Annotated in this window: 12 protein-coding genes; all 12 read left to right on the forward strand. The window is 57.2% G+C overall.

Annotated elements, in window-relative coordinates:
• The first annotated feature begins 201 nt into the window (after positions 1-201).
• The 12 genes from yegS to gutM all read left to right on the forward strand — a co-directional run bounded on the left by yegS (position 202) and on the right by gutM (position 11,974).
• A complete protein-coding gene (yegS, locus tag OC597_RS18975) occupies positions 202-1,119 on the forward strand; it encodes a lipid kinase YegS (RefSeq protein WP_262210022.1) in 918 nt (305 codons plus the stop codon).
• Between the two features lie 187 nt (positions 1,120-1,306).
• Positions 1,307-2,521 (forward strand): D-mannonate dehydratase ManD, encoded by a 1,215-nt coding sequence (gene manD, locus OC597_RS18980; protein WP_262210023.1) that lies wholly within the window; start codon positions 1,307-1,309, stop codon positions 2,519-2,521.
• A gap of 14 nt (positions 2,522-2,535) precedes the next feature.
• Positions 2,536-3,552, forward strand: a complete 1,017-nt coding sequence (locus tag OC597_RS18985; protein ID WP_262210115.1) for a Zn-dependent oxidoreductase — start codon at positions 2,536-2,538, stop codon at positions 3,550-3,552.
• A gap of 88 nt (positions 3,553-3,640) precedes the next feature.
• Positions 3,641-4,930 (forward strand): MFS transporter, encoded by a 1,290-nt coding sequence (locus tag OC597_RS18990; protein WP_261285897.1) that lies wholly within the window; start codon positions 3,641-3,643, stop codon positions 4,928-4,930.
• Between the two features lie 58 nt (positions 4,931-4,988).
• Positions 4,989-6,461, forward strand: a complete 1,473-nt coding sequence (locus OC597_RS18995) for a mannitol dehydrogenase family protein (RefSeq protein ID WP_262210024.1) — start codon at positions 4,989-4,991, stop codon at positions 6,459-6,461.
• Between the two features lie 164 nt (positions 6,462-6,625).
• Positions 6,626-7,312 (forward strand): GntR family transcriptional regulator, encoded by a 687-nt coding sequence (locus tag OC597_RS19000; protein WP_261285899.1) that lies wholly within the window; start codon positions 6,626-6,628, stop codon positions 7,310-7,312.
• A 213-nt stretch (positions 7,313-7,525) separates the two neighbouring features.
• On the forward strand, positions 7,526-8,575 hold the full coding sequence (gene fbaB, locus OC597_RS19005) for a class I fructose-bisphosphate aldolase (protein WP_099062625.1): 1,050 nt from the start codon (positions 7,526-7,528) through the stop codon (positions 8,573-8,575).
• A 266-nt stretch (positions 8,576-8,841) separates the two neighbouring features.
• Entirely contained in the window at positions 8,842-9,390 is a 549-nt protein-coding gene (srlA, locus tag OC597_RS19010) for a PTS glucitol/sorbitol transporter subunit IIC (RefSeq protein ID WP_004941528.1), read from the forward strand.
• A gap of 15 nt (positions 9,391-9,405) precedes the next feature.
• Positions 9,406-10,386 carry a PTS glucitol/sorbitol transporter subunit IIB gene (srlE, locus tag OC597_RS19015; protein WP_112348650.1) on the forward strand — a complete coding sequence of 327 codons (981 nt, stop codon included), beginning with the start codon at positions 9,406-9,408 and terminating at the stop codon, positions 10,384-10,386.
• Between the two features lie 26 nt (positions 10,387-10,412).
• Positions 10,413-10,775 carry a PTS glucitol/sorbitol transporter subunit IIA gene (gene srlB, locus OC597_RS19020; RefSeq protein ID WP_099062627.1) on the forward strand — a complete coding sequence of 121 codons (363 nt, stop codon included), beginning with the start codon at positions 10,413-10,415 and terminating at the stop codon, positions 10,773-10,775.
• Between the two features lie 10 nt (positions 10,776-10,785).
• Positions 10,786-11,565 carry a sorbitol-6-phosphate dehydrogenase gene (srlD, locus tag OC597_RS19025; RefSeq protein ID WP_261259033.1) on the forward strand — a complete coding sequence of 260 codons (780 nt, stop codon included), beginning with the start codon at positions 10,786-10,788 and terminating at the stop codon, positions 11,563-11,565.
• Positions 11,566-11,617: 52 nt separating this feature from the next.
• Complete coding sequence (gutM, locus tag OC597_RS19030; protein WP_262210025.1) at positions 11,618-11,974, forward strand: transcriptional regulator GutM; 357 nt, start codon at positions 11,618-11,620, stop codon at positions 11,972-11,974.
• Positions 11,975-11,991 lie beyond the last annotated feature (17 nt).

Raw genomic sequence — 11,991 nt, forward strand, 5'->3', positions numbered from 1 at the left:
TACCATGCTACAACGGTTAATTAATTCATTAACAAAAATCGCTAATTCATCTACGCCGTATATCTCAGATTAAGTCAATTATGCAGGAATAATCTCTGCCCAACGGCAACCAACCAGAATTAACTGAATATTCTGATGGCCTGCCGCGGGTAGCTAGTTTATCGTTGCTCATTATCTGTTTACCGCAGGGAGAGACCGGGAATGCATCCACCAGCACCAGCGCTTCTGATCATTAACGGCAAAGGCGCCGGCAACGAAGAGGTTCGCCTTGCAGTCCAGAAATTGCGGCATGAAGGCCAAACTCTGCACGTTCGTGTCACCTGGGAGCATGGAGATGCCGCACGGTATGTGCAGGAAGCCAGCCAACTGGGAGTGGCCACGCTGATTGCCGGCGGCGGCGATGGCACCATCAACGAAGTGGCCGCAGCATTGGCAACCTTACCGGCCAAGGGTCGGCCAGTATTGGGTATTCTGCCGTTGGGCACGGCCAACGACTTCGCCGTGGCCTGCAATATCCCACTGCTGCCGGAGCAGGCACTACGTTTAGCGGTGAAAGGCCGCGCAGTGCCGATAGACCTGGCCAAAGTGAATGATCATCGCTATTTCATCAATATGGCCACCGGCGGCTTTGGCACGCGTATCACGACCGAGACGCCGGAAAAACTGAAGGCGGTGTTAGGCGGTGTGTCCTACTTTATTCATGGCTTACTGCGCATGGATACGCTCAAGGCCGATCGCTGCGAGATCCGCGGGCCGGATTTCCATTGGTCTGGCGACGCGCTGGTGATTGGCATCGGTAACGGCAAGCAGGCCGGTGGCGGGCAGCAGTTATGCCCGGACGCGTTGATTAACGATGGTTTGCTGCAACTGCGCCTGTTGATTGCTGACGAGCTGTTACCGGCACTGATCGCCAGCCTGTTTAACGATGAAGAAAACAAAAACGTGATCAGCGCGGCGTTGCCGTGGCTGGAAATCGATGCTCCCCATGAGATGACTTTTAATCTCGATGGCGAGCCGCTCAAGGGTACTCATTTCCGTATTGAAGTGCTGCCAAACGCCATAGAATGCCGCCTGCCCCCCAACTGTGGATTACTGGGCCAACCTCAGTCCTCTAAATAGGCCCCCACAGCGCCCACCAGCACAGGTTGGGCGCTGTTTGCTATCAGACCTTGCCATCCTCTGCCCCCTTTTCCACAACAAAATGTGATCCTCTCCGGCAAAATCATTAAATCATACTTGTATGGTAGTTAGTTCATGGCGTATTTTTCGTCCATTATGATGACCCGTGGGAACAGGATTTAGACCTATGAAAATTATCAACGCAGAGGTTTTTGTGACCTGCCCAGGCAGGAACTTTGTCACGCTGAAAATCACCACCGACGAGGGGATTACCGGTATCGGCGACGCGACCCTTAACGGCCGCGAGCTGCCGGTGGCGTCCTACCTGAAGGATCACGTCTGCCCGCAATTGATCGGTCGTGATGCCCACCAGATCGAAGACATCTGGCAGTTCTTCTATAAAGGCGCTTACTGGCGGCGCGGCCCGGTGACCATGTCCGCCATTTCCGCCGTAGACATGGCGCTGTGGGATATCAAAGGCAAGGCCGCCAACATGCCGCTGTACCAGTTACTGGGCGGCGCATCACGCACTGGCGTGATGGTTTACTGCCACACCACTGGCCATTCGATCGACGAAGTGCTCGACGACTACGCCAAACATAAAGAGCTGGGCTTTAAGGCCATTCGCGCCCAGTGTGGCGTGCCGGGCATGAAAACCACCTATGGCATGGCCAAGGGCAAAGGACTGGCTTATGAACCCGCCACCAAGGGCTACTGGCCGGAAGAACAGCTGTGGTCCACAGAAAAATACCTCGATTTCACCCCCAAGCTGTTCGAAGCCGTGCGCAACCGCTTTGGTTTTGACGAGCACCTGCTGCACGACATGCACCACCGGCTGACCCCGATTGAGGCCGCACGCTTCGGCAAAAGCGTTGAGCAATACCGCCTGTTCTGGATGGAAGACCCCACGCCTGCGGAGAATCAGGAATGTTTCCGCCTGATCCGCCAGCACACCGTCACGCCAATCGCCGTCGGCGAGGTGTTTAACAGCATCTGGGATTGCAAACAGCTGATTGAAGAGCAGCTGATCGACTATATCCGCACCACCCTGACCCACGCCGGCGGCATTACCGGCATGCGCCGTATCGCCGACTTTGCCTCGTTGTATCAGGTGCGCACCGGCTCGCACGGCCCCTCTGATCTTTCGCCTATCTGCATGGCGGCGGCGCTGCATTTTGATCTGTGGGTGCCGAACTTTGGCGTGCAGGAATACATGGGTTACTCCGAACAAATGCTCGAGGTATTCCCCCATAGCTGGAGCTTTAACGACGGTTATATGCACCCGGGCAACAAGCCGGGGCTGGGCATTGAGTTCGACGAAAAACTGGCCGCCCGTTATCCGTACGAACCGGCTTATTTGCCGGTCGCGCGCCTGGAGGATGGCACCTTATGGAACTGGTAACAGGAGAACGCACCATGCAAAGCGTGGTCATTGAACAGCCCGGCCTGCTGGCTATCCAGCAGCGCCCTCTGCCGCAGCCGGCCGCTAATGAAGTACGGGTAAAAGTTAAATTTGCCGGTATCTGCGGTTCTGACGTGCATATTTATCATGGTCATAATCCGTTCGCCCGCTACCCACGTGTGATCGGTCATGAGTTTTTTGGCGTGATTGATCAGGTGGGCAGCGATGTCGACCCGCAGCGGCTCGGCGAACGCGTTTCGGTCGATCCGGTGGTCAGTTGCGGCCATTGCTACCCTTGTTCTATAGGTCGCCCCAACGTCTGCACCGAACTGCAGGTGATAGGTGTGCACCGCGACGGTGGCTTCAGTGACTATGCCTGCGCCCCGGCGCGCAATGCCTACCACATTCCTGACAGCATCAGCGATCGCCACGCCGCCATGGTGGAACCCTTCACCATTGCCGCCAATATCACCGCCCATCTGCAGCCCAATGCCGCTGATATCGCGCTTGTCTACGGCGCCGGGCCGATGGGGCTGACGGTGATCCAAACGCTGAAAGGCGTCTACGGCGTGAAGCAGGTGCTCGTCACCGATCGCATCAAGGAACGGCTGGAGATGGCGCAGGAAAACGGGGCCGACTGGACGTTCAACAATGCCGAAGCGTCGCTGCCCGCCGAACTGGAACGGCGCGGCATCCGCCCGACGCTGATCGTCGACGCCGCCTGCCATCCGGCCATTTTGCAGGAGGCGATCAACCTGGCGTCCCCGGCGGCACGCATTGGCATCATGGGGTTCTCCGGCGAGGCCTGCACCGTTACTCAACAAAGCATCACCAGTAAAGAGCTGTCGATTTTCTCCTCACGCCTCAACAGCGCGCGTTTCCCGCAGGTCATCGAGTGGATGGCCAGTGGGAAAATCGCCCCGCAGCGGTTAATTACCCACTGCGTGCCGGCCGCCGAGGTTGAACAGGCGATGTTAATGTTCGAAAAAGATCAGCGCACCTGCTGCAAGGTATTGTTGCAATTCGACTGATTACTCTACCAGGGCCAGGGGCGGCAGGAAGCGGCCCTCTCCAACCATGAAGCATCGCGATTAAAACAACATCAAGTGGAGTGCTTTTATGTTTAAAAACCTGCGTTGGACCATCGTATTCCTGCTGTTTATGGTTTACATGATCAACTACCTCGACCGCGTCGCGCTGTCGATTACCGTACCGATGATCGAAAAGGATCTGATGTTGAATGCCGAGCAGTTCGGCATCATCTTCGGCAGCTTCTTCTTCGGTTATGCCATCTTTAACTTTATCGGCGGGCTGGCGGTAGACAAATTCGGCCCGACATTGGTTCTCGGCATTGCCGTCGGCCTGTGGTCAATTTTCTGCGGCATGACGGCATTAGCCACCGGCTTCTATTCCATGCTGATCCTGCGCGTGCTGTTCGGCATGGCCGAAGGGCCAATCTGCGCCTCCGCCAATAAAATGATCAACGGCTGGTTCCCGAAGAAACAGGCGGCGACCGCCATGGGCCTGCTCAGTGCCGGTTCCCCTTTGGGCGGTGCCGTCGCCGGGCCGATCGTCGGCTACCTGGCGTTGGCGTTCGGCTGGCGACCGGCGTTTATGATCATCTGCTCGATCGGCATCGTCTGGATGCTGGTGTGGTTCTTCGTGGTGGCGGATAACCCGGCGAAAAGCAAACGCGTCAGCGATAAAGAACTTGCGCTGATTAACCAGATGAAGGAAGAAACCCACAGCGCCGAAGAAGAGCTGAGCAATGCCGCGCACGGGCTGGGCTACTACCTGAAGCAGCCGATCATCCTGGTCACCGCATTCGCCTTCTTCTGCTACAACTATATCCTGTTCTTCTTCCTGAGCTGGTTCCCGTCCTATCTGGTGCAGGCGCATAACCTGAACATCAAGGAAATGAGCCTCACCACTATGATCCCGTGGATTGTCGGCTTCGTCGGGTTGGCGCTCGGCGGCTATATCTCCGACAAAATTTTCAATATCACCGGCAAATTGCTGCTGTCGCGCAAGATTGTGCTGGTGACCAGCCTGCTGGCGGCGGCCATCTGCGTGGCACTGGCAGGTACCGTCAGCAGCGTAGTACCGGCGGTGATGCTGATGTCGGTATCGATCTTCTTCCTGTACATCACCGGCGCGATTTACTGGGCGATTATCCAGGACGTGGTGCATAAATCCCGGGTCGGTGGCGCCAGTGGCTTTATCCATCTGGTCGGCAGCATTTCCGGCATCATTGGCCCGGTCGTAACCGGCTACATCGTGCAAAACACCGGCAAGTTCGACAGCGCCTTTATGCTGGCGGGTGGCGTGGCCGCGCTCGGGGCCGTGTTGGTACTGCTGGTGATCAAGGCACCGCGCAATACCGCACAACCGCAAATATCAAAACCCTAATCTGCCTGGGGCGGCCAGCGTCGCCCCGCTTTCAGTCCCCACATTCAGGAACTTCAGCATGACACTTTCCAGCAACAGCGTGCTGCCGGCGGCGGTTGCGCAGCCGGGTTACGCTCGCGAAAGGATTAAACCGCGCATCGTGCATCTGGGTTTTGGCGCGTTTTTCCGCGCACATCAGGCGGTATATACCGAACAGTTGGCTAACGACCACGCCAGCGACTGGGGTTACTGCGTGATCAGCATGCACAACGGCCGGCAAAAAATCGCCGACCTACAACGGCAGGATTTGCTGTATACGGTCGCAGAAATGGACGGCGACGGCTGGCATGGTCAGACGATCGGCGTCATCAGGCAGGCGCTGCACCTGCAGGTCGACGGGCTGGAAGCCGTACTTGAAGCCATGGCACAGCCGGAGATTGCCATCGTTTCACTGACCATCAGCGAGAAAGGCTACTGCTATCAGCCCGCCAGCGGCCAGTTGCTGGCTGAGCATCCGGATATTCAGCACGACATCGCCCACCCGCTGCATCCGCGATCGGCCCCCGGCCTGATCCTGGCCGCGCTGCGGCTACGCCGGGCACGGGGCCTGCCGGCGTTTGCCGTGATGTCCTGCGACAACATGCCGGCCAACGGTCAGGTAACCCGCAACGTACTCAGCCAACTGGCACAGCGACAGGATGCGGATCTGGCGGCGTGGGTCGCACAGCAGGTCGCCTTCCCATCAACCATGGTCGACCGCATTGTTCCGGCAGTCACCGCGGAAACGCTGCAACACATTGAGGATTTACTGGGTGGCATCACCGATCCGGTCGCTGTCGCCTGCGAACCCTTCCGCCAATGGGTGATCGAAGATCACTTTCCACAGGGACGCCCGGCGTGGGAAAAGGCCGGTGCTGAGCTGGTCAGCGACGTACTGCCATACGAAGAAATGAAGCTGCGGATGCTCAACGGCAGCCACTCGTTTCTCGCTTATCTGGGCTATTTGGCCGGTTATGCGCATATCAGCGACTGCATGCAGGATACGCATTTCGTTAATGCCGCACGCCGCTTGATGCTGGCGGAACAGACACCGACGCTGCAGGTTCGCGACCTGGACCTGGCGCACTACGCCGACTCGCTACTGGCCCGTTACCGCAACACGGCGCTAAAGCACCGTACCTGGCAGATCGCCATGGACGGCACGCAAAAACTGCCACAGCGCATGTTGGACTCCCTTCGTTGGCATCTGGCGCACGGCAGTGATTTTAGTTGTCTGGCTTTAGGCGTCGCCGGTTGGATGCGGTACGTTGGCGGCAAGGATGAACAGGGTCAGACGATTGAGATCAGCGATCCCTTAAGGGAACGCCTCGCCGACTTGGTCGGCAGCAGCCGCGAAGGCCCGGAGCGGGTACTGGCACTGTTGCAGCTCGATGCTGTTTTTGGCCGGGATCTGCCCGACAGCCCGCAGTTTACCCGTGCAGTGACCGATGCCTATCAGTCGCTGCTGGCACATGGCGCCAAGAGCAGTGTAGCCAGGTTACTGCCAGCTTGATCGGCTCATGACCCTCGGCGGGGGCAACTCAGCGTTCGTCGAGGGGCAAGCAACAACATCGACTGGCTTTCATCAGGTTACCTTAAGAATTATCCCCCCGCAGCAGCAAGATAATCTGCTAGTATGGTGGCATCCGAATCCAAGCCAGATGACCGATCGTCACCATGTCTGAATCCTACAATCTCACCAACAGTCTCCCGGTTAATCAGCAAATCTACCGTTTCCTGCGTAAGGACATCGTCGACTGCACCATTCCCCCCGGCACGCTGCTGTCAGAGAAAGAGATTTCCACCCGCTTTAGCGTTTCACGCCAACCGGTGCGCGAAGCCTTTATCAAGCTGGCGGAGGCCGGACTGGTGCAGATCCTGCCGCAGCGCGGGACTTTCGTGATGAAGATTTCGGCCAAACGGGTAGCCGATGGGCGTTTTATCCGTCAGGCCGTAGAATGCGCTGTTGTACGTCGCGCGGCGGAACGCATCACACCGGAACAGCTGATGACGCTGGAGCATAATTTGCATCGTCAGGAACTGGCCGCACAGAACAAGCAGACACGTGAGTTCCTGGCGCTGGACGATGAGTTCCACCAGTTGCTCACTCAGTTTGCCGAATGCCCGCTGGCCTGGGAGACCATCGAAACCATCAAGGCCACCATGGACCGGGTGCGTTTTCTCAGCCTGAGCGAGGTCTCGCCGCCGGAAAGCCTGCTCCAGCAACATTACCGCATTTTTGCCGCGCTGAAGGCGCAGGATGCCGATGCCGCAGAGCGCGCTATCCATGAGCACCTGCAAGAGATGATCTACTCCATTACCCCCATCGCTTTGCAGAATACCGAGTGGTTCGACGCCGAATAGTCAAGCACTGACCTTCAAGGGGGCGATCGCCCCCCGCTATTTGGCTTCCCAAATGGCATTTCCTCTCAATCGCATCTATTGTTTCTCCTTGCCATCTGGTTTTCATTACTATCGTTTTTACAGCTTCAATCACCGCTTTTTACTACGCCGGTGAATAAATCTCCCCTATGGTTTTTATTGTCGGTGTATGAAGAAGCTAATCAGGAGACAATCATGACTGATATTGCGCAGTTGTTAGGAAAGGAAGCGGAAGACCTGTTGCAACACCGCTGTACTACCATCCCTGCTGAGAATCTGTACCTGCCGGGCGCCGACTTTGTCGACCGGATCATGATCGATAATAACCGTCCCAACACCGTTCTGCGTTCGATGCAAAGCCTGCTCAACCACGGCCGCCTGGCCGGCACCGGTTACCTGTCGATTCTGCCGGTCGATCAGGGTATTGAGCACTCCGCTGGCGCGTCTTTCGCCGCCAACCCACTGTACTTTGATCCGAAGAATATCGTCGAACTGGCCATTGAGGCCGGCTGTAACTGCGTCGCCTCAACTTACGGCGTGCTGGCATCGGTATCGCGCCGCTATGCCCACAAAATTCCGTTCCTGGTCAAACTGAACCATAACGAAACCCTGAGCTATCCGACCCAATACGACCAGACCCTGTATGCCAGCGTCGAGCAGGCTTTCAACATGGGTGCCGTCGCGGTCGGTGCCACCATTTACTTTGGTTCCGAACAGTCACGCCGCCAGATTGAAGAGATCTCGAGCGCCTTCGAGCGCGCCCACGAACTGGGTATGGTCACCGTGCTGTGGGCTTATCTGCGTAATCCGGCGTTTACCAAAGACGGCGTGGATTATCATTCCAGCGCCGATCTCACCGGTCAGGCCAACCATATTGCCGCCACCATCGGCGCCGATATCGTTAAGCAGAAAATGGCGGAAAACAACGGCGGCTACCGCGCGGTGAAATTCGGTTATACCGATGACCGCGTCTACAGCAAGCTGACCACCGATCACCCGATCGATCTGGTGCGTTACCAGTTGGCCAACTGCTATATGGGCCGTGCCGGGTTGATTAACTCCGGCGGGGCCGCCGGTGAAAACGATCTGCAGGAATCGGTGCGCACCGCGGTCATCAACAAGCGCGCGGGCGGCATGGGGCTGATTCTGGGACGTAAAGCGTTCAAGAAATCGATGAAAGAAGGTGTCGCGCTGATCAACGCGGTTCAGGACACCTACCTGGACAAGAAAGTCACCATCGCCTGATCCCGTCGCTCGTAAAAGCTGTTACCCCCAGCCCGGTTCGCCGGGCTTTTTTATGCCCTTAATCCGCTGCATCCCTCCGCTTAGCCTGACGGCTACCGTGCTTTTATCTTATTTTTCTTTCATAATTAACTTTCACAATAAAATATTTATCTTTCAAACTGTGATCTATTTAAAACAAATCAATCCATAAAGTGATTAGTGTAAGGCCCATGGCGACAGAGCCGCCGTTCGCTCCAGGCCATACCTTCCATCTCAGGAGAACAATAATGATTGAGCTAATCACCCACGGCGCCGAATGGTTTATCGGCCTGTTTCAGAAAGGCGGTGAAGTGTTTGTCGGCATGGTGACCGGCATTTTACCTTTGTTAATCAGCCTGTTGGTCATTATGAACGCGCTGATCAAATTTGTTGGCCAGGAACGTATCGAACGCTTGGCGCAGCGCTGTGCGGGGAACCCGGTTTCACGCTATCTGCTGCTGCCGCTGATCGGCACCTTTGTGTTTTGCAACCCGATGACCCTCAGCCTCGGCCGCTTTATGCCCGAGAAATACAAACCCAGTTATTACGCGGCGGCGTCCTACAGCTGCCACTCGATGAATGGCCTGTTCCCGCATATCAACCCCGGAGAACTGTTCGTTTACCTCGGGATCGCCAGCGGGCTGACCACCCTCGGCCTGCCGCTGGGGCCGCTGGCGGTGAGCTATTTTCTGGTCGGGCTGTTTACCAACTTTTTCCGCGGTTGGGTAACCGATCTCACCACCAGCCTGTTCGAACGCAAGATGGGCATCCGCCTGGACCGTCAGGTACAACTTTAATCCGTGGAGTACAGCATGAGTGCTTATATCCGTATTGAGAAAGGCGATAGCGGCTGGGGTGGCCCGTTGCAGTTACCGATCGAGCCGGGCAAAAAAGTGGTGTACATCACTGCCGGTACCCGCCCGTCGATCGTCGATCGGCTTAGCGAACTGACCGGCTGGCCGGCCGTCGACGGCTTTAAGGAAGGTGAACCGCCGGCCGATGAAATTGGCGTCATGGTGATCGACTGTGGCGGCACCCTGCGCTGCGGCCTGTACCCCAAACGCCGTATTCCAACGGTCAATATCCACGCTACCGGTCAATCTGGCCCGCTGGCGAAATTTATCCTTGAGGATATTTACGTCTCCGGGGTACGTGATAGCAACATCAGCCGGGTGGAATCGGCAACGGAGACAGCGCAAGCAGCCCCCGCCCCGCAACCCAAGGGACGGGATTACGACACCAGCAAAAAAATCACCGAACAGAGCGACGGCCTGTTGGCGAAAGTCGGCATGGGTATGGGATCGGTGGTGGCAGTGTTCTTCCAGTCGGGCCGCGACACTATCGACACGGTGCTGAAAACCATTCTGCCGTTTATGGCGTTCGTCTCGGCGCTGATCGGCATCATCATGGCCTCCGGTTTGGGGGATTTTATCGCCCACGGCCTGACGCCATTGGCCAGCAGCCCGATTGGCCTGGTGACACTGGCACTGATTTGCTCTTTCCCACTGCTGTCTCCGTTCCTCGGCCCTGGCGCGGTGATCGCTCAGGTGATTGGCGTACTGGTCGGGGTGCAAATCGGTCTGGGTCATATCCCGCCGCAGCTGGCGCTGCCCGCCCTGTTCGCGATTAACGCGCAGGCCGCCTGTGACTTTATTCCGGTGGGTCTGTCACTGGCGGAAGCCAAGCAGGACACGGTGCGGGTCGGAGTGCCTTCGGTCCTGGTCGGGCGTTTCCTGACCGGCGCACCTACGGTGCTGATCGCCTGGGCCGCCTCGGCCTTCATCTACCAATAACTTTTACTTACTGCCAGGGGCTAGCTATGAACACTATTTTCCAAACCACCATCACCCAGATTGGCGACAGTGCCCGCGATGCATTGCTGGACGACATGCTGATCACCTTCCGTGAGGGGGCACCGGCAGACATCGAAGAGTTTTGCTTCATCCACCGGCACGGCAATACCCTCGGCGAACTGCAGACCGGCGGCTGGATGGAGCTGGCGGAGCAGCGTTATCCGATTACCGCCGTTGGCGAGGTCGCCAGCCAAAACCTGCGTGAACTGGGCCACCTTACCGTGCGTTTCGACGGGGAAAATCAGGCCGAATTCCCCGGTTCTATCCACGTAGCCGGTACCACGCCGGTTGATATCCCGTTAGGCAGTACGCTGAAATTTATCGCATAAGGAGTAGACCATGTCTGAAGTAGCTGTAGTGATTGGCGGAGGCCAAACATTAGGTGCATTTTTGTGCCTGGGACTGGCGCAGGCGGGTTACCGCGTGGCGGTAGCCGATTTAAACGCGGATAACGCCCGACAGGTGGCGCAGCAGATTAACCACCAATACGGCGCTGGCATCGCGCAGGGTTTCCAGGCCGATGCTACCGATGAACAGAGCGTCATTGCCCTGGCGGCGGCGGTAGATAACCAATTTGGCCAGGCCAATCTGTTGGTGTACAGCGCCGGTATCGCCAAGGCCGCGCCGATCACCGATTTTCCATTAGGGGATTTCGATCGTTCGTTGCAGGTCAATCTGGTGGGCTATTTCCTCTGCGCCCGCGAGTTTTCCCGCCTGATGATCCGCGACGGCGTTGCCGGGCGCATCATTCAGATCAACTCCAAGTCCGGCAAGGTCGGTAGCAAGCACAACTCAGGCTACAGCGCCGCCAAGTTCGGCGGTGTGGGGCTGACCCAGTCACTGGCGCTCGATCTGGCGGAGTACGGCATCACCGTACATTCGCTGATGCTCGGTAACCTGCTGAAGTCGCCCATGTTCCAGTCGCTGCTGCCGCAGTACGCACAAAAACTGGGGATCGCGCCGGATGAAGTTGAAAAATATTACACCGACAAGGTGCCGCTGAAACGCGGTTGCGATTACCAGGACGTGCTGAATACCCTGCTGTTTTACGCCAGCGATAAAGCGTCTTATTGCACGGGCCAGTCGATCAACATCACCGGCGGTCAGGTGATGTTCTGATTAGGTTAGGTTGCCCTCTCCGTCTGGAGAGGGCAAATAAACAGGAGACACTATGACCCAGGCATTGATCATCTTCGCCGTACTGGCCTGGCTGCTGCAAATCGCGCTCGGTTGGTGGCAGCTCCAGCGTTTCAACCGCGCCTTCGACGGCCTGTGCCAACTGGGCCGCGTCGGTGTCGGACGTTCTGGCGGGCGCTTTCGGCCACGGGTGGTGCTGGCATTGGCCTTCGACACCGAACAACGGGTCTGCGGCAGCATGTTGATGCGCGGCCTGACCATTTTTGCCCAACCCCGGTCGATCGCCCGGCTGCATGGCCTGCACCAGCGGGATCTGCACCCGGATGTGATCTTCCCCGAGGATCACGCATGCCAGGCTGCACTATCGTTAGCGATTGCCCCTAAATCATGATATTTTCACATTAAAAG

The sequence above is a fragment of the Serratia proteamaculans genome (assembly GCF_946227095.1).
Classification (GTDB): domain Bacteria; phylum Pseudomonadota; class Gammaproteobacteria; order Enterobacterales; family Enterobacteriaceae; genus Serratia; species Serratia proteamaculans_E.

Bases quoted from the DNA above. Each gene is read 5' to 3' on its own strand.
- yegS (WP_262210022.1), top strand. From the start codon at position 202: ATGCATCCACCAGCACCAGCGCTTCTGATCATTAACGGCAAAGGCGCC.
- manD (WP_262210023.1), top strand. From the start codon at position 1,307: ATGAAAATTATCAACGCAGAGGTTTTTGTGACCTGCCCAGGCAGGAAC.
- OC597_RS18985 (WP_262210115.1), top strand. From the start codon at position 2,536: ATGCAAAGCGTGGTCATTGAACAGCCCGGCCTGCTGGCTATCCAGCAG.
- OC597_RS18990 (WP_261285897.1), top strand. From the start codon at position 3,641: ATGTTTAAAAACCTGCGTTGGACCATCGTATTCCTGCTGTTTATGGTT.
- OC597_RS18995 (WP_262210024.1), top strand. From the start codon at position 4,989: ATGACACTTTCCAGCAACAGCGTGCTGCCGGCGGCGGTTGCGCAGCCG.
- OC597_RS19000 (WP_261285899.1), top strand. From the start codon at position 6,626: ATGTCTGAATCCTACAATCTCACCAACAGTCTCCCGGTTAATCAGCAA.
- fbaB (WP_099062625.1), top strand. From the start codon at position 7,526: ATGACTGATATTGCGCAGTTGTTAGGAAAGGAAGCGGAAGACCTGTTG.
- srlA (WP_004941528.1), top strand. From the start codon at position 8,842: ATGATTGAGCTAATCACCCACGGCGCCGAATGGTTTATCGGCCTGTTT.
- srlE (WP_112348650.1), top strand. From the start codon at position 9,406: ATGAGTGCTTATATCCGTATTGAGAAAGGCGATAGCGGCTGGGGTGGC.
- srlB (WP_099062627.1), top strand. From the start codon at position 10,413: ATGAACACTATTTTCCAAACCACCATCACCCAGATTGGCGACAGTGCC.
- srlD (WP_261259033.1), top strand. From the start codon at position 10,786: ATGTCTGAAGTAGCTGTAGTGATTGGCGGAGGCCAAACATTAGGTGCA.
- gutM (WP_262210025.1), top strand. From the start codon at position 11,618: ATGACCCAGGCATTGATCATCTTCGCCGTACTGGCCTGGCTGCTGCAA.